At 71.1% G+C, this 22773-nt stretch carries 22 protein-coding genes; 4 read left to right on the forward strand and 18 right to left on the reverse strand.

What is annotated here, in order from left to right; genetic code table 11:
• Nucleotides 1-36: 36 nt before the first annotated feature.
• From ACG0Z3_RS10230 to ACG0Z3_RS10250, 5 genes are read right to left on the reverse strand one after another with little or no spacing between them, the layout of a single operon-like run.
• On the reverse strand, nt 37-1008 hold the full coding sequence (locus tag ACG0Z3_RS10230; protein WP_394397509.1) for a PDR/VanB family oxidoreductase: 972 nt from the start codon (nt 1006-1008) through the stop codon (nt 37-39).
• Nucleotides 999-2033 carry an aromatic ring-hydroxylating dioxygenase subunit alpha gene (locus ACG0Z3_RS10235; protein WP_394397382.1) on the reverse strand — a complete coding sequence of 345 codons (1035 nt, stop codon included), beginning with the start codon at nt 2031-2033 and terminating at the stop codon, nt 999-1001. The genes ACG0Z3_RS10230 and ACG0Z3_RS10235 overlap by 10 nt, the downstream gene beginning before the upstream one ends.
• A gap of 28 nt (nt 2034-2061) precedes the next feature.
• Entirely contained in the window at nt 2062-2832 is a 771-nt protein-coding gene (locus tag ACG0Z3_RS10240; protein WP_394397383.1) for an SDR family NAD(P)-dependent oxidoreductase, read from the reverse strand.
• 22 nt (nt 2833-2854) lie between these two features.
• Nucleotides 2855-4414 (reverse strand): acyl CoA:acetate/3-ketoacid CoA transferase, encoded by a 1560-nt coding sequence (locus ACG0Z3_RS10245; protein WP_394397384.1) that lies wholly within the window; start codon nt 4412-4414, stop codon nt 2855-2857.
• A gap of 4 nt (nt 4415-4418) precedes the next feature.
• Nucleotides 4419-5669, reverse strand: a complete 1251-nt coding sequence (locus ACG0Z3_RS10250; RefSeq protein WP_394397385.1) for a thiolase family protein — start codon at nt 5667-5669, stop codon at nt 4419-4421.
• A gap of 144 nt (nt 5670-5813) precedes the next feature.
• On the opposite strand from ACG0Z3_RS10250, the gene ACG0Z3_RS10255 reads away from it, so the two are divergent.
• Nucleotides 5814-6314, forward strand: coding sequence for a MarR family winged helix-turn-helix transcriptional regulator (locus ACG0Z3_RS10255; RefSeq protein WP_394397386.1), 501 nt, complete (start codon nt 5814-5816; stop codon nt 6312-6314).
• Nucleotides 6315-6323: 9 nt separating this feature from the next.
• On the opposite strand, the gene ACG0Z3_RS10260 is transcribed toward ACG0Z3_RS10255, so the two are convergent.
• Nucleotides 6324-7241 (reverse strand): LysR family transcriptional regulator, encoded by a 918-nt coding sequence (locus ACG0Z3_RS10260; protein WP_394397387.1) that lies wholly within the window; start codon nt 7239-7241, stop codon nt 6324-6326.
• Nucleotides 7242-7366: 125 nt separating this feature from the next.
• On the opposite strand from ACG0Z3_RS10260, the gene ACG0Z3_RS10265 reads away from it, so the two are divergent.
• Both ACG0Z3_RS10265 and ACG0Z3_RS10270 read left to right on the forward strand, forming a co-directional pair.
• A complete protein-coding gene (locus ACG0Z3_RS10265) occupies nt 7367-8119 on the forward strand; it encodes an SDR family oxidoreductase (protein ID WP_394397388.1) in 753 nt (250 codons plus the stop codon).
• A gap of 89 nt (nt 8120-8208) precedes the next feature.
• Nucleotides 8209-8871 (forward strand): glutathione S-transferase family protein, encoded by a 663-nt coding sequence (locus ACG0Z3_RS10270; protein WP_394397389.1) that lies wholly within the window; start codon nt 8209-8211, stop codon nt 8869-8871.
• A gap of 106 nt (nt 8872-8977) precedes the next feature.
• On the opposite strand, the gene ACG0Z3_RS10275 is transcribed toward ACG0Z3_RS10270, so the two are convergent.
• The 8 genes from ACG0Z3_RS10275 to ACG0Z3_RS10310 all read right to left on the reverse strand — a co-directional run bounded on the left by ACG0Z3_RS10275 (nt 8978) and on the right by ACG0Z3_RS10310 (nt 15430).
• Complete coding sequence (locus ACG0Z3_RS10275) at nt 8978-9850, reverse strand: class III extradiol dioxygenase subunit beta (protein ID WP_394397390.1); 873 nt, start codon at nt 9848-9850, stop codon at nt 8978-8980.
• A 234-nt stretch (nt 9851-10084) separates the two neighbouring features.
• Nucleotides 10085-10510, reverse strand: coding sequence for a protocatechuate 4,5-dioxygenase subunit alpha (ligA, locus tag ACG0Z3_RS10280; RefSeq protein WP_394397391.1), 426 nt, complete (start codon nt 10508-10510; stop codon nt 10085-10087).
• Nucleotides 10511-10613: 103 nt separating this feature from the next.
• The gene (locus ACG0Z3_RS10285; protein ID WP_394397392.1) at nt 10614-11231 is read right to left on the reverse strand and encodes a hypothetical protein; all 618 of its coding nucleotides are present in this window, start codon (nt 11229-11231) and stop codon (nt 10614-10616) included.
• Nucleotides 11232-11347: 116 nt separating this feature from the next.
• Nucleotides 11348-12598 carry a S8 family serine peptidase gene (locus tag ACG0Z3_RS10290; protein ID WP_394397393.1) on the reverse strand — a complete coding sequence of 417 codons (1251 nt, stop codon included), beginning with the start codon at nt 12596-12598 and terminating at the stop codon, nt 11348-11350.
• A complete protein-coding gene (locus tag ACG0Z3_RS10295) occupies nt 12595-13230 on the reverse strand; it encodes a zf-HC2 domain-containing protein (RefSeq protein ID WP_394397394.1) in 636 nt (211 codons plus the stop codon). Before ACG0Z3_RS10295 ends, ACG0Z3_RS10290 begins: the two co-directional genes overlap by 4 nt.
• Nucleotides 13227-13814: an RNA polymerase sigma factor gene (locus tag ACG0Z3_RS10300; protein WP_394397395.1), complete on the reverse strand. Its 588-nt coding sequence runs from the start codon at nt 13812-13814 to the stop codon at nt 13227-13229. The genes ACG0Z3_RS10295 and ACG0Z3_RS10300 overlap by 4 nt, the downstream gene beginning before the upstream one ends.
• Nucleotides 13815-13874: 60 nt before the next feature.
• The gene (locus ACG0Z3_RS10305) at nt 13875-14558 is read right to left on the reverse strand and encodes a hypothetical protein (protein WP_394397396.1); all 684 of its coding nucleotides are present in this window, start codon (nt 14556-14558) and stop codon (nt 13875-13877) included.
• Nucleotides 14555-15430: an NmrA family NAD(P)-binding protein gene (locus tag ACG0Z3_RS10310; RefSeq protein WP_394397397.1), complete on the reverse strand. Its 876-nt coding sequence runs from the start codon at nt 15428-15430 to the stop codon at nt 14555-14557. Before ACG0Z3_RS10310 ends, ACG0Z3_RS10305 begins: the two co-directional genes overlap by 4 nt.
• Before the next feature lie 79 nt (nt 15431-15509).
• Here ACG0Z3_RS10310 and ACG0Z3_RS10315 point away from each other — a divergent pair, with 79 nt between their 5' ends.
• The gene (locus ACG0Z3_RS10315) at nt 15510-15899 is read left to right on the forward strand and encodes a winged helix-turn-helix transcriptional regulator (RefSeq protein WP_394397398.1); all 390 of its coding nucleotides are present in this window, start codon (nt 15510-15512) and stop codon (nt 15897-15899) included.
• Here the strand turns inward: ACG0Z3_RS10315 and ACG0Z3_RS10320 are convergent.
• Genes ACG0Z3_RS10320 through ACG0Z3_RS10335 form a run of 4 tightly spaced genes read right to left on the reverse strand, consistent with a single transcriptional unit; the run spans nt 15896 to nt 22765 of the window.
• The gene (locus ACG0Z3_RS10320) at nt 15896-17638 is read right to left on the reverse strand and encodes a carboxylesterase/lipase family protein (protein WP_394397399.1); all 1743 of its coding nucleotides are present in this window, start codon (nt 17636-17638) and stop codon (nt 15896-15898) included. The two genes, ACG0Z3_RS10315 and ACG0Z3_RS10320, sit on opposite strands and share 4 nt — an antisense overlap.
• A 26-nt stretch (nt 17639-17664) precedes the next feature.
• Nucleotides 17665-18768, reverse strand: coding sequence for an ABC transporter substrate-binding protein (locus ACG0Z3_RS10325; RefSeq protein WP_394397400.1), 1104 nt, complete (start codon nt 18766-18768; stop codon nt 17665-17667).
• Entirely contained in the window at nt 18762-20345 is a 1584-nt protein-coding gene (locus ACG0Z3_RS10330) for a methyl-accepting chemotaxis protein (RefSeq protein WP_394397401.1), read from the reverse strand. Before ACG0Z3_RS10330 ends, ACG0Z3_RS10325 begins: the two co-directional genes overlap by 7 nt.
• A complete protein-coding gene (locus tag ACG0Z3_RS10335; RefSeq protein WP_394397402.1) occupies nt 20342-22765 on the reverse strand; it encodes an efflux RND transporter permease subunit in 2424 nt (807 codons plus the stop codon). The genes ACG0Z3_RS10330 and ACG0Z3_RS10335 overlap by 4 nt, the downstream gene beginning before the upstream one ends.
• Between the last annotated feature and the right edge of the window lie 8 nt (nt 22766-22773).

The following is a 22773-nucleotide window of genomic DNA, read 5'->3' on the forward strand; positions in this document are numbered from 1 at the left end:
CGGCGCCGGTTGCGCCATTGTCCAGGACGGGGTGGCTCAGCCCGCCAGCTGGATGACCAGGCGCGACGACCTGGCGCGCGAGCAGCAGGGCAGGAACTGGTCGTTGGCCGCCTGCTCCTCGGGGGTCAGGTATTGATCGCGGTGCTCGGGCTCGCCCGCCACGACGCGGGTCAGGCAGGTGCCGCAAACGCCTTGTTCGCAGGACGTCAGTAGCGGAACGCCCGCCGCCTGCAGCGCCTGGGCGGCGGAGCAGCCGGCTGGCACATGCACGACCTGGCCGCTGCCGGCCAGCTCGATGTCGAAGGGCCGGTCCTCGCCGTCCGCCTCGCGCGGCGCGGCGGCGAACAGCTCGCGGTGCAGCTGGCTCTCGGGCCAGCCGAGCCGGCGGGCCGTGGCCAGCGCCGCGTCGATGAAGCCGGCCGGGCCGCAGACGTAGAGCTCGCTGCCCTCGGGCTGCGCGGCCAGCACCGCGTCCATGTCCATGCTGCCGTTCTCGTCGCCGATGTGCAGCTGCGTGCGGGCGGCCAGCGGCGTGTCGGCCAGCGCCGCGAGGAAGGCCATGCGCGCCCGCGAGCGCCCGGCGTAGTGCAGCGCGAACGAGCGCCCCTGCGCGGCCAGCTGCTGCGCCATGCCCAGGATGGGCGTGATGCCGATGCCGCCCGCCAGCAGCAGCTTGTGGGCGGGCGTGGGCCGCAGCGCGAAGTTGTTCTTCGGCGCACCGACGCTCAACACCTGGCCCACCTGCAGCAGTTCATGCACCGCCGCCGAGCCGCCGCGCGAGCTGGCCTCGCGCAGCACGCCCAGCACATAACGGTGCTTCTCGCCGGGGGCGTTGCACAGCGAGTAGGGCCGCACCAGGCCGCCGGGCAGGTGCAGCTCCACATGGGCACCGGCCTCAACGGCGGGCAGTGCGCCGCCTGTCGCTGGCTCCAGCGTCAGCTCGACGACATCCTGCGCCGCTGCCTGCTTGGCTGTTAGCCGCATCTGCAGCAAGGTGTTCATGCGCAGGCCTCCGCCGCCAGCACCCGGTCGATGACCTTGCGCGACTGCACGCCGCCGCCGTCGATGTTGAGCATCAGCAGCTTGCGTTCGGGCCAGGCCAGCAGGTTGGCCTGCTGGCGCTCCAGCATTTCCTGGTCTTCCGCAAAGATCTTGCCCTGGCCCGCGCGGATCTGCGCCGTCAGCGCCTCGTCCTGCGGCCTGAACTTGCGCGCCATGCCCCAGAAGTAGTGGATGGAGGTGTCGGTCTCCGGCGTGATGAAGTCCACCACCCAGCTGGCCGCCTTGAACTCGTCCGGTGCCGCATAGCCGCCGTGGCCCTGCAGCGCCACGCCCACCTCGATCATGATGTGGCTGGGCGGCGTGAAGTGGCAGATCTGCCAGCGATCCACCAGCTGGTCGTCGGGCAGGCCGTTCATGCGCAGCGCCATCTTCCAGAACGGCGGCGCCTCGATGCCGCTCATGAAGCGCTCCGTGATGACATGGTCGCCGTCCACGCGCGTTGTGCAGGGCACCTCGTCGATCTCCTTCTGGCCGATGCTGGTCGAGTGCACATAGGTCTCGTGCGTCAGGTCCATCAGGTTGTCGATCATCAGCCGGTAGTCGCAGGCTATTGCGTACAGACCGCCGCCGTAGCCGAAGGCCGGGTTGCCCAGCCAGTCGAAGGTGGGCAGCAGGGCCAGGTCGGCCTTGGTCGCGTCGCCGGGCCAGACCCACACGAAGCCGTGGGCCTCGTGGACCGGAAAGCTGCGGATGGCCGGGAAGCCGCGCACGCGCTGGCAGGGCATGGCGACGGTCTTGCCGTCGCAGCCCATGGCCAGGCCGTGGTAGCCGCAGACCAGCGTCTCGCCCTGCACGCTGCCCAGCGACAGCGGCGCGCCGCGGTGCGGGCAGAAGTCCTCGACGGCGGCCACCTGGCCGGCCTCGGTGCGGAACAGCGCCATGGGCTGGTTGCAGATGCGGCGGCCCAGCGGCTTGCCTTGCGGGATCTCGTCGCTGCGGGCGGCGACGTACCAGGTGTTGAGTGGGAACATCGTGGTCTCCTCTGTCTTGTTCAAGGGGTCAGCGGGGGGCCATGCGCAGCGCGCCGTCGAGGCGGATCACTTCGCCGTTCAGGTGGCCGTTGGTCGCGATGTGCAGGGCGAGGGCTGCGAACTCCGCCGGGTCGCCCAGCCGCTTGGGGAAGGGGATGGACTGGGCCAGCGACTGCTGCACCGCCTCGGGCAACTCCTTCAGCAGCGGCGTGGCGAAGATGCCCGGAGCGATGGTGCAGACGCGGATGCCCCACTGCGCCAGGTCGCGCGCCAGCGGTAGCGTCATGCCGGCCACGCCGGCCTTGGACGCGGCATAGGCGGCCTGGCCCACCTGGCCGTCGAAGGCCGCCACCGAGGCGGTGTTGACGATGACGCCACGCTCGCCGTCGGCGCCGGCTTCCAGCACCGCCGCGCGGGCCGCGAACAGCCGCACCATGTTGTAGGTGCCGACCAGGTTGATGCGCAGCGTGCGCTCGAAATCCTCCAGCGGCGCGGGGCTGCCGTCGCGCTGGATGACGCGCTTGGCGCCGCCGACACCGGCGATGTTCATCAGGATGCGCGCCGGGCCGTGGGCCGCCGACGCCGCGTCCAGTGCCACGGCGGCGGAGGTGGCATCGGCGATGTCGCAGCGCAGGGCCAGCGCGTTGGGGCCGATGTCTTCGGCGACGCGGCGTGCGCTGGCCTCGTTGATGTCCAGCAGTGCGACGCGCGCACCGGCGGCCGCCAGTGCGCGGGCGACGGCTTCGCCCAGGCCCGAACCGGCGCCGGTGACGAGGGCGGCTTGTCCTTGAATGTTCATGGTGTGTCTCCTTTGTATGTGTTCAGGCCTTGGCGAGCGCGGCGGCCAGGCCACCCCAGTGGGGCTGGAACAGCGCGGCGTCCATCAGCTTCAGGTCGCGGATCAGCGGGCGAAAGCCCATGTGGGCCAGCACGTCGCGCTCCAGGTCCACGCCGGGCGCGATCTCGGTCAGCGCCAGCCCCTCGGGCTGCAGCACGAAGACGGCGCGCTCGGTGATGAAGCTGACCTGCTGGCGGCGCCGGGCGGCATCGCTGCCGTTGAAGGTGATCTGCTCGACCTGCTCGACGAACTTGCGCGAGCGGCCTTCCTTGACGATGGTCAGCCGGCCGTCGCCCACGGCCAGCTCCAGGCCGCCGGCCGTGAACGTGCCGCAGAACACCAGGCGCGGCGTGCTGGCCGTGATGTTGATGAAGCCGCCGCAGCCCACCGGGCGGCCGTTGAACTTGCTGACGTTGACGTTGCCGGCCGCGTCGGTCTGTGCCAGGCCCAGGAAGCTGCAGTCCAGGCCGCCGCCGTCGTAGAAGTCGAACTGCGAGGCCTGCTCGATGATGGACTCGGCGTTGTAGGCCATGCCGAAGTCGCCGCCATAGGCCGGCACGCCGCCGTTGACACCGCACTCCACGCTCAGGCTCAGCAGCTGGGCCACGCCTTCCTCGGCGGCCACCGCCGGGATGCCCGCCGGGATGCCGATGCCCAGGTTGGTGATGGCGCCCGGGCGCAGCGCCATCGCGGCGCGGCGGGCGATGACCTTGCGCTCGTCCAGCGGCAGCGCGGGCACCGCATTCATCGGCACCCGCACATCGCCCGACAGCGCCGGGTTGAACTGGGTCGTGATGGTCTGCTTGTGGTTGCGCGGCTCGGCCACCACCACGTAGTCCACCAGGAAGCCCGGCACCTTGACCGACTTGGGATGCAGGCTGCCGGCCTGCACCACGGCCTCCACCTGCGCGATGACGATGCCGCCGCAGGCGCGCGCGGCCTGGGCGATGGACAGCTGCTCCAGCAGCAGGCCTTCCTTGTCGAGGCTGAGGTTGCCATGCTCGTCGGCATAGGTGGCGCGGATCAGCGCCACGTCGATGCGCGGGCAGGGGTAGTGCAGCCATTCCTGGCCGTCCAGTTGCACCAGGCGCACCAGGTCTTCGCTGCAGGCGGCGTTGAGCTTGCCGCCTTCGATGCGCGGGTCCACGAACGTGCCCAGGCCGACCTGGGTCAACAGCCCCGGCGTGCGGCTGGCGATGTGGCGCGTCAGGTGCGACAGCGAGCCCTGCGGGAAGTTGTAGGCCTCCACCTCGCCTGCATGCACGCGGGCCATCATCTGCGCGCCGGTCTGGCCGAAGTGGCCGGCCACGACGCGCCTCACCATGCCCGGGTGGGCCAGGTGGGCCATGCCGCCATCGGCCGCATTGCCGATGGCGCCGCAGGCCCAGGTGGTGAGCTGGCTGGGGTGGCCGGTGGCCAGGAAGTGGCGCTCCAGGCCTTGCAGCACCTCTTCGGCCAGGCCCATCATGGCCAGGCCGCCGAGGAAGACGGTGGCGCCGTCGCGCACCAGCGGGCCGACGGCGTCGGCGGTGATGACTTTCATGGGGTCAGGCCTTGCAGAAGTCGGGGTTCTCGATCAGCAGCGCCATGCCCTGGCCACCGCCCACGCAGGCGCTGACGATGGCGTAGCGCTCGCCGCGCCGTTGCAGCTCCAGCGCGGCGGTCAGCGTCAGGCGCAGGCCGGTGGCGGCGAGCGGGTGGCCCAGCGCGATGGAGCCGCCGTTGACGTTCAGGCGGCTCTCGTCCAGCTCCAGCGCCCGCGCGCAGGCCAGCACCTGGGCGCCCTGGGCCTCGTTGATCTCCACCAGCGCGATGTCCGACAGCGACAGACCGGTGGCGGCGAGCAACTGGCGGATGGCGGGCACGGGGCCGATGCCCATGATCTCCGGCGGCACGCCCGCCGCAGCGGCGCCGGCCAGCCGGGCCAGCGGGGGGCGGCCGGCGTCGCGCATCACGGCGCCTGATGCGACCACCATCGCCGCCGCGCCGTCCACCAGCGCGGCCGAGTTGCCGGCCGTCTGCACGCCGCCGTCGTACACGGTGCGCAGGCCGGCCAGCACCTCCAGCGGCGAGAGCTTGGGGTGGGTGTCGCGGTCCACCGTCGTGATCTTGCGCGGCAGGCTGATGCCGCGGTCGTGGTAGCCCTCGCGCTCGAAGCGCTGCGTCGTGACGGGCGCAATCTCCTCGGCAAACCAGCCCTGCGCCTGGGCGTGCACGGCGCGCTCGAAGGAGCGGGCCGCGTAGGCGTCCACCGCCTCGCGCCGGATGCCGTACTGGCGTGCCAGGTTCTCGGCGGTCTGGATCATGGAGACGCGGGCAGCGGGGTCGTCGAGTGCTTCCCACAGGAAGTCCTTGAACTCCACCGGCGCGCCCAGCCTGAAGCCGCTGCGGTGCGTGTAGGCGCAGATCGGGTTGCGGCTCATGGACTCGGTGCCCACGGCCAGCACCGCGTCGGCATAGCCCAGCGCGATCTGGTCGGCCGCCTGGCGCAGCACCTCGAAGCCGCTGCCGCAGATGCGCTGCACGCCGATGGCCGGCGCGGCGATGTCCAGCCCGGCATACAGGCCGACATGGCGCGGCAGTACGAAGGCGTCGAAGTCGGCATGTGCCATCGACGCCACCACGCTTGCGCCGATGGCCGTTGGCGCCAGGCCGCTGCGTGCGATGGCGGCGCGGGCGGCGTGGATGCCAAGGTCGGTGGGCGAGACGGCGGCCAGCGCGGCGCAGTAGTCGACCCAGGGGGTGCGGGCCCCGGCGAGCAGCCAGGTGTCGTGCAACGGGCGGGAGAAGTCGGGCATGGGTGGGCTAGGTGATTTGTTGACTGTGGCTATGCATTAGCATGGCTAACTGTAATAAGGTTGATACTGTCGCGCAAGTCGGGTTTCCGACCAACCGAGTTGTCGCCGCGACCGTCGAGTGCGGCGCCCGTCTCAGGAGAACGAATGCCTAGAACCGCACCCTCGCCAAAATCCGCCGAACCAGCCCCGCGCGCCAAAGCCCGCCGGCCCCGTGCCGAGCCGGGCGATGTTTTCGACTTCCAGAGCAATGCGCTGGGCTACCAACTGCGGCTGGCGCAGCTGCGTGCCTTCGACCTGTTCTTCGAGATGCTGGCGCCGCTGGACCTGTCGCCCGCTCGCGTGACGGCGCTGTCGCTGATCGCGATGAGCCCGGGCACCAACCAGGCGGCGCTGGCCAAGGCGCTGAATGTGGCCGGCCCCAGCGCGCTGAAGCTGGTGGATGGGCTGGAGTCGGCCGGCTGGATACGCCGTGTGGAGGTCGAGGGCGACCGCCGGCGCTATTCGCTGCAGCTGACGGAGCAGGGCCAGGCGCGGCTGGCGCAGCTGCGCGAGAAGCTCGCCGAGTACGAGGCCCGGCTAACGACAGGCCTCAGCGCCGTCGAACGGCAGCAGTTGATGGACTTGCTGGGGCGGCTGGCGCGCTGAGCGGGTTCTTCATTGCTGGCCGGCAACGGCCGGCTTGGCGGTGCCGCCAAAGGCCGGTGTGCGCGAGAACACCTCAGCGATGAAGTCCATGAACACGGTGGCGCGCGTCGGCAGCAGCCGATTGGCGACGTAGACGATCTGGACGGGCACGGCCGGCGCGGAGTAGCCGGTCAAGATGAACTTCAGGCACCCACTCCGCAGCCCTTCGTCAAAAAGCCATGCCGGGCCGTGGCCGACCCCCAGGCCCGCAATGACCGCCGCGCTGACCGCTTCCGGCGAGTTCACGCGCAGCCTGCCGGAAACGGGCACGTCGGCGTCACGAAAGCGCCAGGTAGCACCTGACGAGAGCAGCGTGTAGATCACGCAGTCGTGGTCTCGGAGGTCGTCAGGCGTTTGCGGCACGCCGCGCCGCGCCAGATAGCTTTTACTCGCCACGAACACCCGCTCGTAAGACCCGATGCGCCGGGCGCGCAGTGCGCTGTCCTCCAGCTGCCCAATGCGGATCGCAAGTTCCGTCCCCTCATCGATGAGGTTGATATAGCGGTCATTGATTTGCAGGTCGAGGGTCAGCTTCGGATAGCGCTCCAGAAAGGCCGGGACGTGCGGCAACACGAACGCATGGGCCAACGCGGTGGGGCAGGCCACGCGCAACAGCCCTGACGGATCGACGTTGCTCCGGAAAGACGATTCGGACTCGTCCACCGCATCAAGAATCCGCCGGACGTCCGCGTAGTAGCGCTCACCCTCTGGCGTGAGGGACAGCTTGCGCGTCGACCGGTGCAGCAACCGGGTCTGCAGGTGCTGCTCCAGCGCTGCGACGTAGCGGCTCACGTTGGGCTGCCCCAGGCCCAGGTCACGGGCCGCGGCCGTGAAGCTCCCCGTCTCCACGGCACGCGCGAAGCAGGTCATCAGCAGAAATCGGTCCAAGCGCTCCTCCAATTCATGCCCTGGTCGCATGAATGGTATTCAATCGAGCCATCTTATCGAGGTGAAGGCATGGAAGCACATTCTCCCCATCGGCCACGCAGGGTGGCCGTCCACAGGAGAACCTCATGTCACGCTTGCAAGGCAAACGCACCCTCATCACCGGCGGCACCAGCGGCATCGGCCTGGAAACTGCCAAGCAGTTCCTGGCCGAAGGCGCCCGCGTCATCGTCACCGGCGTCAACCCGGATTCCATCGCCAGGGCCCAGGCCGAACTCGGCCCTGAAGTGCTGGTGCTGCGCGCCGACGCGGCCAGCGTGGCCGCGCAGAAGGAACTGGCACAAGCCGTCAAGAACCACTATGGCCAGCTGGACGTGGCCTTCCTCAACGCCGGCATCTCGGTCTGGCTGCCCATCGAGGACTGGACGGAAGAGATGTTCGACCGCTCGTTCGACGTCAACGTCAAGGGCCCGTACTTCCTGATCCAGTCGCTGCTGCCGGTGTTTGCTTCCTCGGCCTCCGTCGTGCTGAACGCCTCTGTCAGTGCGCATGCCGGCTCCGACCGCTCCTCCATTTACGCGGCCACCAAGGCAGCGCTGCTGAACATGTCGAAGACGCTGTCGACCGAGCTGCTGGGGCGCGGCGTTCGCTTCAACGCCGTCAGCCCCGGGCCTATCGACACGCCGCTGTACGACAAGCTGGGCATCCCTGAGGCCTATCGCGAACAAGTGAACAAGGACATTGCGGCCACCATCCCGCTGGGCCGATTCGGCACGGCTGAAGAAGTGGCCAAGGCCGTGCTGTACCTGGCCTCTGATGAGTCCTGCTGGTCGGTCGGCACGGAAATCGTGGTCGACGGCGGTCGCCTGCTCAATCGCTGAGCGCACACCGTTCTGCACCGAAGGCGCCTGGCGACTCGGCCGAGTCGAAGGCGCCTTCCCGAGCCCTGCCAGCACAGATGCCCCACAAGATGCTCACCCTCATCAGCCACCCGCTCTGCCCCTTCGTGCAGCGCGCCGCCATCGTCCTTCAGGAGAAGGGCGTCGCCTTCGAACGCGTCAACGTCGACCTGTCGGCCAAGACCGATTGGTTCCTCGCGCTATCGCCCACGGGCAAGGTGCCTGTGCTCAAGGTGCCCCAGGCCAACGCCGAACACGCGGTGCTCTTTGAGAGCGTGGTGATCTGCGAGTACCTCGACGAGACGCAGGGCGGCACGCCGATGTACCCCCATGACGCGCTGACCCGCGCCCGGCACCGCGCCTGGATCGAGTTCGCCACCCCAACTTTCGCCGAAGGCTGGCAGTTCCTTCATGCGCGTGACGCACAGGTTGCAGACGCGAAGCGCGCCAGCTTCCGCGAGCGCCTGGCCAAGCTGGAGGCGGAGCTCACCGCAGGCCCGTACTTCGCCGGCGCGGCGTTCGGCATGGTCGATGCGGTCTATGCACCGCTGTTTCGCTACTTCGAGCTGATCGACCCGTCAGCGGCGCAGCAAGTCTTCGATGGCCTGCCGCGCGCTTCGGCCTGGCGAGAGGCATTGGCGGCTCGCGCCAGCGTGAGGCGTGCGGTTGCCGAGGACTATGCGTCCCGCTTCCAGGCGCATCTCCGCCAGCAAGGGACCCTGCTGGCAGCCTGACACCTGTTTCATGCAACCCAATCGCCAGCCAGGGCAATGCGGATGGGTGAAGTTGTTTGTCGTTTCCGGAGTGTTGGCAACAGAGGTGCTCCCTGCGTGCGGGCGGTCAGTCCCGCAAGTTCTCCAGGATCAGGTGGCCGACGGCGGTGTTGCTCGCCGGCACGTGATAGAAGCGCTGCGCCACATGCGGCGCGGGGCCGCCGGCCACGTCGGCCATTGCGCCGCGCGCGATCAGCCACATGACCAGCTCGATGCCCTCGCTGCCAGCCTCGCGCACATAGTCGAGCGCGTGCAGCTGGGCCAGTTCGGCGGGTTCGTGGATCAGGCGGTCCAGGAAGCGGTTGTCCCACTCGCGGTTGATGAGGCCGGCGCGGGCGCCCTGCAGCTGGTGGCTCATGCCGCCCGTGCCCCAGATCTGCACGTTCAGGTCGGGGCCGAAGGATTCCACCGCGCGCCGGATGGCCTGGCCCAGCTGGAAGCAGCGCCGGCCCGAGGGCACCGGGTACTGCACCACGTTGACGGCCAACGGGATGACCTTGACCGGCCAGGCGTCGCGCTCGGGGTGGCGCTCACCGAACATCAGCGACAGCGGCACGGTGAGGCCGTGGTCCACCGGCATCTCGTTGACGATGGTGAGGTCGAAGTCGTCCTGGATGACCGACTGCGCGATGTGCCAGGCCAGCTCGGGGTGGCCCTCGACGCGGGGCACCGGGCGGGGGCCGAAGCCCTCGTCGGCGATCTCGTACGAGGCCGCCGTGCCGATGGCGAAGGTCGGGATCAGCGCCATGCTGAACGCGCTGGCGTGGTCGTTGTAGACCAGGAAGACCACGTCGGGCTTGCGCTCGGCGATCCATCGCTTGCCGAACTCGTAGCCCTTGAAGACGGGTTGCCAGTAGGGCTCGTGGGTCTTGCCCAGGTCCAGCGCGGCGCCGATGGCGGGGACGTGGGAGGTGTAGACGGAGGCGGTGATACGGGCCATGTCAGTTGTCCATGTGTATTTCGGGCCGAGCGCCGGGCCGCTCCCAAGCCGGCCCGCGCTGGCGATGTGCGCGCGGCTCGATGCCGCAAGCATCGCCGTCCCCTCGGGGGCTGAGCCCGGGCACGCCGCGCCCAGTGGGCGCGGCGTGCCTGGCGAAGCGTTGCGGCTCATGCCGCAGCGCGGTCCCAGAACAGACTCGCGCGCGTCCAGCGAAGCGAGATTGGGCGAGGGGCGTCATTTCTTGCCTTGCGGCTGGCGGTGGGGCTGGGCATCGCCCTCCTCGCCGAGGCGGCGGTTGCCTTCGATGGAACGGCCACCGGCGATCATCATGTCGCGGTACTCCTGCTCGGTCATGCCGGTCATGCTGCCGGCCATCTGCTGGAAGCTGCGGCCATCGGTCGAGCCGATCTTGGCCAGGAAATAGATGTTGCCGCCCAGGCGGATGCACTCGTTGAGGTCGCGCGCCAGCACGGCGGCCTTCTGGGCCTCGGTCATGGGCCACTCGTCCAGGTAGGCACGTTCGCCGGCCTTGAAGCGCAGACGGTTCTCGGCCTTCATCAGCGACATGCAGAACTGGTTGAGCGCATAGCCTTTGCGCGACATGTCGGCGTCGAAGAGCGTGGTGCCGGGGATGTCGAGATAGGGTTTGTCGGTGGCCATCGAAGAGGTGAGGGTCAGGGCTTGCGTCGGCGTGATTCTGGAAAACTGCCACCGATCGAGATAGACCTTGCGGCGCCTAGCTGTTATGCATAAACGAGCGGGTTCAGGTGTTCGGACCAGCCTGTGCGACGGTGTCGGCGAAGCGCGTGGCGCCGTCGTCCGTGCCGTCCCGCCGGCTCGCCGCCAGCATGGCTACGAGGGCGGTGGCGGCCAGCGCTGCCAGCGCCAGCAGCGCGAGGTAGACGGCCAGCACCTGGCCGAAGGACGCGCTGTGGTTCCAGGAGCGGGCGATGCCCAGGAAGCTCGCGTACAGCCAGGAGACCGACGACATGACGGCGCACAGCGTCAGGCCCAGCCGCTGCCTCGATGGCAGCGCGAGGAAGGGCAGGCCGCCGGCCAGCAGCGGGAAGGCGAAGCGGTGCAGCACGACGCCGTTGACCGTGAGGCAGGCCACCGTCACCAGCTTCATCCACAGCTTCTCGTTGTGCAGCGCGTTCGGGTCCTGCCAGGCGGCCAAGGCCACCAGCGCCAGGCCCGTGGCCCACAGCAGCGCGAGCGTGACCGTCATCGTGCGCTGCGTGGCGCGCAGCGCGCGGCGCATGGAACCGTTCAGCGGCAGGTGGGCGGCGCGCAGAAAGCGCAGGTCGAATTCCAGCATCCTGCCCACGGCGACCGCCATGGCGATGAGGTGGATGAACACGAGGAGGTTCTTGATCAGCATGTCGCAATGCCTGGAGAAGTGGCAACGCAGGTAGGTGCCATCAATCAGAAAAATGGTTGCCCTGGCTATCTGAAATTGTGAGCAGCTGTGTGCCGGCCTGCCCAAGGTCTGCGCCTTCAGCGCCGGGCGAGCCGTGCCGGGCCGGCCCTGCCGAGCGCCAGCAACTGCTCGGCCGTCCAGCTGCGGCCTTCGGTGCCGGCCAGGAGACCCGCGATGGCCGGCCCGTCCAGCGCCGGCTGGGCGGACAGCAGCAGCGCGACGACGCCGCTGACCTGGGCCGCAGCCATCGACGAGCCGCTGGCGAAGTCGTAGCCGCCGCCCGGCTGCAGCGTCAGCACGTCGCGGCCCGGCGCCTGCAGCAGCGCGGCGCCGTCGGCCTGGCCGGTCGCGGCGACCGCGATGACGCCTGCCACGCCGGCCGGGAAGCCACGCCGCTGGCCGTCGGCCGGCAACGCAGCCACAACGCTGCGGCCCTGGCGCAGCAGCTGTTGCAGCAGCTGGGTCAGCAGCGGGTCGTCGGGGCCGCCCAGGCTCAGGTTGATGACGCGGGCGTCGCTGGCCAGCACGGCCACCAGCGCCTTGGCCAGCGTGAAGCTGTTGCAGCGCGCCCGGCCGTTCGCGCTTGCGTACCAGCAGGCGCGGTAGAGGCTGAGGCGGGCATCCGGCGCGATGCCGACGATGCCCTGGCTGTTGTTGCCGGTGGCCGCGATCAGGCCCAGCACCTCGGTGCCATGCCGCTCGGCCAGCGCCGCCGACGGGCGCTCGTCGACGAGGTTGTGCAGCGTGATGCTGCGGCCGTTCAGGTCGGGGTGGTCCGTCTGCGCGCCGGTGTCGATCACCGCGATGTGCACGCCCCGGCCGGTGCTCAGGCGGTGCGCCTGCGGCACGCCCAGCGCGAGGAAGCCTTGCTGCAGCGGCAGGTAGGGGTCGTCGTAGCGCACGCCCGGCGCGTCGCTGGCGAGCGGCTCGAACTCGTGCAGCGGCTGCGCCAGCTGCACCTGCGCGTCCTGCGCCAGCGCGGCCAGCACCGCGTCGCGCGAGGCGTCGGGCGCGATCTCGAACACCACGCAGTGCACGCCCAGCACGGGGATGGGCCAGGCCGCCGCCTGGCGCAGCTGGTGGCGGCGGGCCACGTCGGCCAGCACGCGGGCCGCCTGCTCGCCCTGTGTGTAGCGCGGCGTGCCGCCGTAGCTGGACAGACTGGTGCCGGCGCGGGACGGCAGCCGCTGCAGCGGGTTGGCCACGGCGACGATGACGAAGCGGTCGCTGCGGGCCTGCATGTCGGCGTCGGCGCTCGCCGGTGGCGTGGGCGCGCTCGCGCAGCCGGCCAGCGCCAGCAGCAGCGCGCCGAGAAGCGCCCACCTCATGGCGCCGCCTGCATCGGTTCCACCAGCAGCAGCTCGGGGCGGGCGCGCAGGCGGGTCACCAGCGCAGGGATGTCGGTGCGCGCAGCCACCGGTGTCAGAGCGTAGGCGCCGGCCTGGTTAGGGCCGCTGCTGACCTGCAGGCCTTCCGCCTGCAGCAGCGCCTGCCAATCGGCCAGGCTGAGCTGAGGCGCCGGCAGCACCCGCAGCCGGCCGGTGTCGGCCGGCGTGGCCTGGCTCAGCGTGCGGTAGGCCGCGTCGTCGGCCTGCCAGGCGCGCGGGGCCAGCACGGCCAGCGCCACGGCCTGCAGCGCCACGCAGGCGGCCAGCGCCAGGCTCAGCCGATGCGGGCGCGCGGGCGCGGGCCTGGGCTGCTCGTCCAGCCCATCCAGTTCGATGCGCTGCAGCAGCCGTGCCAGGCCTTGCTCGGCGTCGGGCACGGTGGCGGCGGGCAGTTGCAGTGCCGTCTGCAGCCGCTGCTGGTGCGCCATCTCGTCGCGGCAGGCGGTGCAGCTGGCCAGGTGCCGGGCCACCTCGGCCTGCTGGCCGGCGTCGGCCTGGCCGTTCAGCACCCAGGGCATCAGGGCCTGGACACGGGCATGGCCGGCGTCGTCGTGACCGGGGGAGGGGCTCATCGCAGGTTCTCCTTCGGCGGCGCGGCGTCGCCGGCCAGTGCGGGCAGCAGGTTGCGCAGCTTCAGCCGCGCCTGGAAGAGGCGGGACTTCAGCGTGCCCACCGGCGCTTGCGTAATGGCGGCCGCCTCCTCCAGCGAGTGGCCACCGGCGTACACCAGCTCGACGATGACGCGCTGCTCCCAGCTCAGCTTGCTCAGCCCCTTGTCCAGCCAGTCGCGCAGCTCGCGTTGCTCGGCGTGCTCGTCCGCAGCCAGCGTTGGCGGCAGGCTGTCGTCATCCAGGCTGTCGAGGTCGGCGTGGCCGTCGCGGCGCAGCGCCTTCAGGCCGCAGCGATAAGCGATGCCGATGATCCAGGTCGACACGCGCGAGTCGCCGCGGAAGCCGGCGGCCTTCTGCCAGACGATCCAGAAGCTGTCGTTGACGATCTCGTCCATCAGGTCCGCGCGGCGGGTCAGCCGGGTGAGGAACTGGCACAGGCGCGGGTGGTAGGCGCGGTACAGCGTGGCCAGCGCCGCGCGGTCACCGGCGGCCACGGCGCTCAGCAGTTGTTGGTCGACCTCGTCGGGTCTCGGGGTGAAGCTCATGGCATCAGGGGCAAGTCATGGCCGTGTGTGCCGCGGTCGGGGGCTGCGGTTGCAGGCCCGTCAAAACATTCGCGTCAGCACCAGGGACAGGTGGCCCGGCGTGCGGCTGGGCAGCAGGCGGCGGGCTTGAGAGTCGGTGCCGATCAGGTTGGCCTCGGCGCGCCAGTCGCCGGCCTGCCAGGCCAGGCCCAGGCTGGCGTAGGCGTAGGTGCCGCGGTCGCGCACCCGCGCCAGGCCCAGCGCGGCCTGGCCCGACCATAGCGGCGTCAGCGTCCAGCGGCCTCCCGCGTCCAGCGCCCATTGCAGGGCCGGCGTGTCGCGCGCCGGGTGCAGGTAGTGAAAGCCCGTCATGCCGACCATGAAGCGGTCTCGCCAGCGCAGCTCCAGCGCGGCTTCCCAGCGATCGAAGCCGCGCCCTGTCGGGCTGCCGCCCGGGTAGCCGTAATACTGCAGCGCGACCTGGCGCTGCCAGTCGTCGGCCAGCGGGCTGTCGTGGGCGGCGCGCAGCACGACGCGGGTGTTGCGCAGGCCATTGCTCGGCACGCCCAGCGCGCCGCCGACCGACCAGCCGGTGGCGTCGTACAGCGACACGGCCGCCTGGGCGATGGGGCGGCGCAGGCCGACGAAGGCGCCGCGCTCCGTCAGCTCGCTGCTGACGGCCAGTTCGCCGCTGAGGCTGCGGGTCTGCGCGGCGGCGGTGCCGGCGCCCAGCAGCAGCAACAGCGCTGCAGCTGCTTGCCTCAAAGCGCCTGCAGCGTGTCGGCGTTGTGCACCAGCCAGTCGTCGAAGCTCCGCGGCTTGCGGCCGGTCAGCGCCTCGAAGTCGCCGGTGATGTCGGCCACGCGGCCGGCGCCGGTGTTGGTGTCGAACGAGGCGTACACCTCGGCGAGCGGCGCCGGCAGGCCGGCACCCTGGAGGCCGTTGACGATGGCGGCCAGCGGCACCTGCACCACGCTCAGGCCGCGGCCGGTTGCAGCGCTGATGCGGCGCGCCATGTCGACCTTGGTCAGCGCCTCGGGGCCCGACAGCGTCAGCGTGCGCTGGCCAGTGAAGCCGTCGGCCAGCGCGGTGGCGGCGGCCAGCGCCAGGTCGTCACGGGCGATGTCGGCGCTGGGCTGGCCTTCGTCCGCTGTGTACCACTGGCCGCTGGCCAGCGCCTGCGGCAAGCTGCCGAACAGGTTCTCGAAATACCAGTGGTTGCGCAGCACGGTCCAGCCGGCCAGGCCGGCGGCGGCCAGCGCGTGCTCGGTGCCGAGGTGCTCGGGCGCCAGCAGCAGCGGCGAGGCCTCGGGCCTGGGCATGGAGGTGTAGACGACATGCTGCAGGCCGGCCGTGTGGGCTGCATCGATGGCGGCCTGGTGCTGGACCAGGCGGCGGCCGACGGCGTCGGTGCTGATCAGCAGCAGGCGGCTGGCGCCCTGCAGCGCGGCGGGCAGCGTGTCGGGGGCGTCCAGGTCGAAGGCGCGTACCTGCACGCCCTGTTCGGCCCAAGCGGCGAGGGTGGCGGGCTGGCGGGTCAGCGCCAGGATCTGGCCGGCCGGATGGCCCAGCGTGTGGACGAGGTGCTGGAGGACGCGCTGGCCGAGTGCGCCGGAGGCGCCGGTGATTGCAAGCATGGGGCGGGTTCTGAGGTGGGAAGGTGTTGCAGTCTAGTAAGGTACAGTTATTTCGGTAAGTACATACCTGAAGGTAAGTATGCAAGCCTCCCCCTCTGCCGACACCGGCCACCCCCTGCCGACCCGCGGCGCGCTGTTCGCGTCGCGCTGCCCGTCGCGGCAGCTGTTCCAGCATGTGACCAGCCTGTGGGCGGTGCTGATCCTCGTCACGCTGCGCGACGAGGGCCGGCTGCGCTTCAGCGACCTGCGCCGGCGCGCCGAAGGTGTCAGCGAGAAGATGCTGGCGCAGACGCTGCAGACGCTGGCCCGTGACGGCCTCGTCGAGCGCCACGCCCGGCCGGTGGTGCCGCCGCATGTCGAGTACACGCTGACGCCGCTGGGGCAGGACATCGCCGCCCATGTGCACGCGCTGGTGGACTGCGTGGAGGGCAACCTGATGCGTTCGCTGCAGGCGCAGGTTGCTGCCTAGATTTCCATCACCGGCCGGAACGCCTCGGCCGGCTCGCTGCGCCCCAGCCGGGCGCGCAGGCGCTCGTAGGCGGCGGCATCGACGACGCCCGCGAGCAGCGGCGTCCACAGGAACAGCCGCGCGAAGCAGCGCAGGCGCTGCACGGGGCTCTGCCCGGACGGCTGCTCCAGCTCGGCCTGCAGCGTGGCCAGCGACTCGCGCAGCGCGGCCATGCGCAGCCCGCCGTCGCGCGGCGTGTCGAACACCAGGCTGTCGGCGCCCTTCAAGCGGCGTGCGGGCCAGGCCGGGCCGTCGGCCATCTCCGGCCGGCCGTGGCGGGCGAAGGTGGTCCACGCCGAGCCCATCGCATCGCAGAGGGCGCGGCGGCCCGCGCGGTTGAAGGGCGTGTTGACCTGGAAGATGTCGAACTCGCCGGCCAGGTCGCGGAAGGCGAAGGCCTGCTCCATCGCATGGGCGGCGCCGAGCAGGATGTCGGGGCGGATGAAGGGGATGGCGGGTGCCTCGTCCCAGTCGAAGCGGTAGGTCCAGACGTCGGCATGGCCGCCTTGCAGCATCGCGTCGGCCGGCCGGTCCACATGATGGGCGCGCCAGCCGCGCGACATCATCCCGGACTCGAAGCGGTAGGCGGCGCGGTCCTTCAGCACGGGGATCTTGCCGCCGATGAGCCTGCAGTGCTCCGGCTTGCCGGCCAGGAAGGTGCGGAACTCGTCGCGGTTGCTGCCCAGCAGCACCGGCACGCGGTTCCAGGTGCCCTGGCTGAACAGCTCCGGCAGCGGCGCCAGCGGCAGCACGACGCCGTCGCGGACGGGGCGCGGCGTCAGGTAGATGCCTTCGCTGCCGGGCACATGCGCGGCCAGCAGCTGTGCAGGGCTGAGGCTGCGCAGCCAGGCGGCCAGGTCCGGCGGCGGCGCGGGCAGGGCGGCGTTGGCCAGCAGGCGGCGCACCACTTCCTCGCCGCCGCAGCGGTGGCTGTCCAGCGGCGAGTCCAGGCCGCAGATGGCCTCCTCGTGGCTGAAGCTCTCGCACACCGGGCTCTGCGCAATGGCTCGGTGAAACAAGCCTGCGGCCAGCGGGCTGGCCAGCAGCATCAGCACCTGCTGGCCGCCGGCCGACTCGCCGAAGATGGTGACACAGCCGGGGTCACCCCCGAAGGCGCCGATGTGGCTCTGCACCCAGCGCAGCGCGGCGATCAGGTCCAGCAGCGCGAAGTTGCCGGAGCGGTCCTCGTCGCCGAGGTCCGCGCCGGCCTGCAGCGCTGGGTGGGCGAACCAGCCCAGCACGCCCAGCCGGTAGTTCACCGTGACGACGATGACGCGGTCCTGCGCGGCCAGGTTGCGGGCCACGTCGAAGGTGGCGGCCGTGCCGACGGCGTTGCCGCCGCCGTGTATCCACACCATGACTGGCAGCGGCCCATCCACATCGACGGGCGCGAACACGTTCAGCCACAGGCAGTCCTCGTCGCCAGTGGCCTGTCCGTGCTGGCTGGCCGGCAGCGCGGCGATGCGGCCGGCGAACTGTGGCGCGATCGCGCCGTGGGTCAGCGCCTGCAGCTCGCCCTGCCAGCGCGGGGCGGGCTGAGGTGCGCGCCAGCGCAGCGGGCCCAGCGGTGGTGCGGCATAGCGCAGGCCGCGCCAGGCGTGCACATCGCCGCCGGTGCCAGCGGCTTCGCGTGAGCCGACAACGGTGCCCGAGGGCGTTTCGCGGCGGCTGAAGGGGGCGGGAAGGCGGGTGAGGGTCATCGGAGGTCTCCAGTCGTGGCGTGGGGTCAGCGGCGTGCCACGCCGTCACGGCCGCGCACGCCCAGTTCGACGAATTGCGAGCCGTGGTGCTGGTCCGGCGCGAAAGACAAGTCAAAGCCGCCCAGAGGCCGGCGCCCCCAGGCCTGCAGGGCGCGCACCAGGTCAGCGGGTGTGTCGGCGCTGCGGCCGCGCCGCAGGGCTTCGATGCACAACAGCGCGTGCAGATAGCCCCCCAGGCCCTCGAAGGTGATGGCGTCCGGCGAGCCGAAACGCTCGGCGTCGCGGCCGAAGTCGCGGACCAGTGGCAGCTGCGAGGACTCCGGGTTGGGCAGCACCGTCGTGAAGCCCAGGCCGTGGCCGCGCAGCATGCGCATCTGCTCGGTCAGGCCGGTGCTGGGGGCGGTCATCAGCATGGCGGGTAGGCCCACCACGGTGGTGAAGGCGGTCTGGCTGAGCGTTTCCAGGCTGTCGGGGCCCAGGCTCAGCACGGCGGCACCGGCCGCAGCGGAGGCCTGCGCCAGGGCGGCCGCCGGCCGCGTGGGGTCGACCGGCAGCCGCTGCACCGCGATGCCGTCAGCCTGCAGCGCACGGGCCAGCGCGGCTTCGCGCACGGGCTCGTAGCCGTCGGCCAGCAGCGCCACCTGGGCCACCGACAGCACGCGCAACTGCCCGGCCAGCAGCTGGGCCTCGTGGGCGTCATCGGGGCGCAGAGTGAACACATGGCGCAGCGTCGGTGAGCGCAGCCGCGCGTCGCCCGAGAACGGGCCCACCAACGGCAGACCGACTGCCGCGCTGGCGCCTGCCGCCGCATGGCAGGCCTGCTCGCCGACGCAGTTCAGCACCGCGAGCGCGCCCTGTCCACGCAGGCGGCGCACGTTGTCCGCCAGCCGCCTGGGGTCGCCGCCGTCGTCCAGCGTCAGCAGTTCCACCACCCGGCCCAGCACGCCGCCGCCGGCATTGGCCCGCTCCACGGCCAGCAGCGCGCCTGCGCGCACGCGGTTGGCGGTGGTGAAGCCCGGGCCGGTCATGGGCAGGGACTGGCCCAGCACCACGGGCCTGGCCGCCTGCTGTGCCAGCGCGGGGCCGGCGGCCAGCAGCAGCGTGCCGAACGCGCGGCGGCCCATCAGCATTTGGGCGCCACCGTCGAGTCGAGCTGGAAGCGCCCCACGCCGCGCTGCAGCGTGCTGGCGCTGCCCTGCAGCGCGGCGGCCGAGGCGCTGAGCTGCTCGGCCAGCGCGGCGTCGTGCTGGGTCTGGTGGTCGAGCTGGCCGACGCTGTGGTTGACCTCCTGCAGCTGGTTCCGTTGCAGGCGGGCGGCCTGGGACGACTGCTGCACGACCTGCCAGACCTGCTCGGCGGCCAGGTGCAGCGAATCGACCACCTCGCCCGCCGCCCGCACAGACTGCTCGCCGGCACCCACGCCTTGCTGCGTGTCGTCGCTCAGCCGGCCGATCTCGGCGGCGGCCTGGGCGGTGCGGCCGGCCAGCTGGCGCACCTCGCCGGCCACGACGGCAAAGCCCCGCCCGGCATCACCGGCACGCGCGGCCTCGATGGCGGCGTTCAGCGCCAGGATGTTGGTCTGGAAGGCGATGGCCTCGATGGTGCGCACGATCTCGGTCGTGCGGCCGGCGGCGGTGGCGATCTCACCCATGCGTCCGGCCAGCTCGGTCATGGCCGCGCGGCCCTGCGCCACCAGGCTGCGCGATTGCTCCGCGCTGCTGTTGGCGCTGGCGGCGGCGTGGTCGGCCTGCTCTGCCAGGCCCACCAGCCCGTGCACGGTGGCGGCCGTCTGCTGCAGCCGCGCGGCGCCTTGCTCGGTGCGCTCCGACAGCGACAGGCTGCCGGCGGCGATATCGCGGCTGGCGGCGTCAACGAGATTGGCCGACTGGCGCAGGTCGGCCACCGTCTCGCGCAGCGCCTGCTGCATGTTGGCGATGGCGTTGAGCAGGCGGCCGAACTCGTCGTCGCGCCGCGTCACCACGTCGGCCTGCAGGTCGCCCTGCGCGATGCGTTCGGCCAGGCGCACAGCCTGCTGCAGCGGCCGCATGACGCTGCGGTAGAGCGCCCAGGCCAGTGCGGCGCCCAGCGCCAGCGCCAGGCCGGCCAGCGCCAGCAGCTGCAGGCGCATGGCGCGTTGCTGGCCCTGCTGTGCGGCGTTCTCACGCGCATTGGCGTCGCGGATGGCGGCGACCATGCCGCGCACCGCTTCGGCCCAGCCGTTCTGCGCGCCCTCGGCTGGCAGCAGGGCGGCCACGGCGGCATCGACGCCGCGCCCCTGCTCGGCGGCCTGCAGCGCCGATTCGACGAGGGGCTTCGCCTGCTCGCGCAGCGCGCGGGCCTGGGCCAGCGCGTCGCGCAGCGGGGCGATGGCCTCGTCTTCGCCGGCCAGTGCCTGCTCCAGCGCCTGCTCGGTGGCCAGCAGCTGCGCCTGCGCCGTGCCCAACTGCTGGCGGCCGGCCTTGAAGTCCTCCTCCTCGGTGTAGGCCAGGAAGCTGCGCTCCAGCACCTGCTGGCGCAGCAGCGCGGCGTGCAGCGCGTGGGCCAGGTCGTTGCGCGGGTTGTTGACGGTGACGATGCGTGCCAGCTGGTCGCCGAGCCGGCTGCCCTGCCACAGCGCCAGCAGCGCGATGCCGCCCATCAGCGCCAGCAGCAGCGCCACGCCGGCGACCAGCTGCCGGCGCAGGCTCCAGCGAAGGCCGCGCGTCATGCGGCCTGCTCCGTCGGCAGGGCCTGCGCCTGAGCCTGCACTGCCTGCGCGGGCTTGAGCAGCCAGCGCGCCAGGGCCGGCAGCAACACCAGCGCGCCCACCATGTTCCACAGGAACATGAAGGCCAGCAGGATGCCCATGTCGGCCTGGAACTTGATGGAGCTCCAGAACCAGGTGGCCACGGCCAGAGCCAGCGTCATGCCGGTCAGCAGCACCACGCGGCCGGTGAAGCGCAGCGCGGCGCGGTAGGCCTGGTCCACGCTGTCGCCGGCGCGCAGGCGCTGCAGCATGACGGCCAGCACGTAGAGCGCGTAGTCCACGCCGATGCCCACGCCCAAGGCGATGACGGGCAGCGTGGCGACCTTGACGCCCATGCCCAGCAACACCATCAGCGCCTCGCACAGCATGGAGGTCAGCACCAGCGGCAGCACGGCCACGACGGTGGCGCGCCAGCTGCGGAAGGTCAGCCAGCACAGCAGCACGACGGCGCCGTAGACCCAGTACAGCATCTCGCGCATGGCCTGCCTGACGACGCTGTTGGTGGCGGCCTCGATGCCGGCCGAGCCGGCCGCGAGCAGGAAGCGCACGTCACCGCCGGTGGGCTGCTCCTTGATGAAGGCCTCGGCCTCGCCCACCACGCGCTCCAGCGTGCTGGCCTTGTGGTCGCGCAGGAAGACCTGCAGCGTCAGGAAGGAACAGGCCTTGTTGAGCAGCTCGCGCGGTGCGATGGACTGCACGCCGCCCAGCGCCTGGTCGTTGGCGATCAGCTCGTACCACTTGAAGTTGCCCTCGTTGAAACCCACCATGCCCAGCTTGGCCAGGCCGGCGAGGGACTGCGTGCCCTCCACCCCGGGCAGCTGCCGCAGCCGCCAGGCCAGCGCGTCGACGCGGCTGAGCGTGTCGTAGCGCGTGCACTGGTCGTCCGGCGTGGTGGCCATGACGGTCAGGATGTCGGTGCTGGCCGCGTAGCTCTGCACCATGAAGGCGTTGTCGCGGTTGTAGCGGGAGTCGGCGCGCAGCTCGGGCGCGCCGGCGTCCAGGTCGCCCACCTGCAGCCGGGTGGACAGCGCCACCGCGCCCACCAGCAGCAGCGCGCCGGCCGTCAGCGCCAGTGCGGCTGGCCGCGCCTGCGTGAAGGACGCGAACCAGGCCCAGGCGCCACTCAGCTGCTCGCTCTGCTCCTGCTTCAGGCTGCGCTGCGCGGCGGCCGGGCTGACGCCGACGTAGGACAGCAGGACCGGCAGCAGCACGAGGTTGGTGAAGATCAGCACGGCCACGCCGATGCTGGCGTTGGCGGCCAGATCCTGGATGACGCGGATGTCGATGAGCGCCAGCACGGCGAAGCCCACCGCATCGCACAGCAGTGCGGTCAGGCCGGCCACGAACAGGCGGCGGAAGGTGTAGCGCGCGGCCACCACACGGTGCGTGCCGCGGCCCACGTCCTGCAGGATGCCGTTCATCTTCTGCGCGCCGTGGCTCATTCCGATGGCGAACACGAGGAAGGGCACCAGCACCGAGTACGGGTCCAGCGCATAGCCCAGCAGGCGCAGCAGGCCCAGCTGCCAGGCCACGGCGATGAGGGAGCAGGCGACGACGATGGCGGTGGAGCGCATGCAGCGCGTGTAGGCGAACAGCACGCCGCCGCAGATCAACAGCGCCAGCGCGAAGAAGCCCATGACCTGGCGCACGCCGGCTATGAGGTCGCCCATGACCTTGGCGAAGCCCACCACGTGCAGCTGCACGCGGTCGCCGTCGTATTTGGCGCGCAATGCTTCGATGCGGCCTCCTAGTTCGGCGTAGTCCAGCGCCTGGCCCGTCTGCGGGTCGGTGTCCAGCAGCGGCACGTAGATGATGCTGCTCTTGAAGTCTCCCGCCACCAGCTGGCCGATCTCGCCGGAGCGCTCGATGTTGGCGCGCAGCTCGGCCAGCGCCTCGGGGCTGCCGTCATAACGGTCGGTGATGACGGTGTCGCCGTCCAGGCCTTCTTCGGTCACGGCCACCCAGCGGGTGTTGGACGTCCACAGCGACTTCATGAACGGCCGGTCCACGCCGGGCATCAGGAACAGCTCGTCGTTGAGCAGGCGCAGCGTCTCCAGGTAGTCCTTGTCGAATATCGTGCCCTGGCGTGCCGCCACGGCGATGCGCAGTGCGTTGCCGCCGCCGGCCAGCTGGGCGCGTTGCTCCTGGAAGTTGGCGATGAAAGGGTGGCGGCTGGGGATGGTCTTGTCGAAGCTGGCCGTCAGCTGCATGCCCAGCGCCTGCCAGCCGAGCACGGCGGTCAGCAGCAGGCACAGCGCCAGCACCCAGGGGCGGTGGTTGAAGAACAGCCGTTCGGCCCAGCCGCCGCTGCGGGTGTCGAAGTCTTCGAGGCGCGCAATGACGGGTTGCGCGCTGTCGTCGGTGGAAATGCTCACGCTCACGGTCGCGA

The sequence above is a fragment of the Pelomonas margarita genome (assembly GCF_043555875.1).
GTDB classification, from domain to species: domain Bacteria; phylum Pseudomonadota; class Gammaproteobacteria; order Burkholderiales; family Burkholderiaceae_C; genus Pelomonas; species Pelomonas margarita.

Excerpts from the sequence above, each read along its gene's own strand:
- ACG0Z3_RS10240 (WP_394397383.1), bottom strand. The coding sequence starts at position 2,832 with ATGAACATTCAAGGACAAGCCGCCCTCGTCACCGGCGCCGGTTCGGGC.
- ACG0Z3_RS10320 (WP_394397399.1), bottom strand. The coding sequence starts at position 17,638 with ATGACCCTCACCCGCCTTCCCGCCCCCTTCAGCCGCCGCGAAACGCCC.
- ACG0Z3_RS10290 (WP_394397393.1), bottom strand. The coding sequence starts at position 12,598 with ATGAGGTGGGCGCTTCTCGGCGCGCTGCTGCTGGCGCTGGCCGGCTGC.
- ACG0Z3_RS10310 (WP_394397397.1), bottom strand. The coding sequence starts at position 15,430 with ATGCTTGCAATCACCGGCGCCTCCGGCGCACTCGGCCAGCGCGTCCTC.
- ACG0Z3_RS10265 (WP_394397388.1), top strand. The coding sequence starts at position 7,367 with ATGTCACGCTTGCAAGGCAAACGCACCCTCATCACCGGCGGCACCAGC.
- ACG0Z3_RS10255 (WP_394397386.1), top strand. The coding sequence starts at position 5,814 with ATGCCTAGAACCGCACCCTCGCCAAAATCCGCCGAACCAGCCCCGCGC.
- ACG0Z3_RS10295 (WP_394397394.1), bottom strand. The coding sequence starts at position 13,230 with ATGAGCCCCTCCCCCGGTCACGACGACGCCGGCCATGCCCGTGTCCAG.
- ligA (WP_394397391.1), bottom strand. The coding sequence starts at position 10,510 with ATGGCCACCGACAAACCCTATCTCGACATCCCCGGCACCACGCTCTTC.
- ACG0Z3_RS10275 (WP_394397390.1), bottom strand. The coding sequence starts at position 9,850 with ATGGCCCGTATCACCGCCTCCGTCTACACCTCCCACGTCCCCGCCATC.
- ACG0Z3_RS10330 (WP_394397401.1), bottom strand. The coding sequence starts at position 20,345 with ATGACGCGCGGCCTTCGCTGGAGCCTGCGCCGGCAGCTGGTCGCCGGC.
- ACG0Z3_RS10285 (WP_394397392.1), bottom strand. The coding sequence starts at position 11,231 with ATGCTGATCAAGAACCTCCTCGTGTTCATCCACCTCATCGCCATGGCG.
- ACG0Z3_RS10245 (WP_394397384.1), bottom strand. The coding sequence starts at position 4,414 with ATGAAAGTCATCACCGCCGACGCCGTCGGCCCGCTGGTGCGCGACGGC.
- ACG0Z3_RS10235 (WP_394397382.1), bottom strand. The coding sequence starts at position 2,033 with ATGTTCCCACTCAACACCTGGTACGTCGCCGCCCGCAGCGACGAGATC.
- ACG0Z3_RS10315 (WP_394397398.1), top strand. The coding sequence starts at position 15,510 with ATGCAAGCCTCCCCCTCTGCCGACACCGGCCACCCCCTGCCGACCCGC.
- ACG0Z3_RS10270 (WP_394397389.1), top strand. The coding sequence starts at position 8,209 with ATGCTCACCCTCATCAGCCACCCGCTCTGCCCCTTCGTGCAGCGCGCC.
- ACG0Z3_RS10325 (WP_394397400.1), bottom strand. The coding sequence starts at position 18,768 with ATGCTGATGGGCCGCCGCGCGTTCGGCACGCTGCTGCTGGCCGCCGGC.
- ACG0Z3_RS10250 (WP_394397385.1), bottom strand. The coding sequence starts at position 5,669 with ATGCCCGACTTCTCCCGCCCGTTGCACGACACCTGGCTGCTCGCCGGG.
- ACG0Z3_RS10300 (WP_394397395.1), bottom strand. The coding sequence starts at position 13,814 with ATGAGCTTCACCCCGAGACCCGACGAGGTCGACCAACAACTGCTGAGC.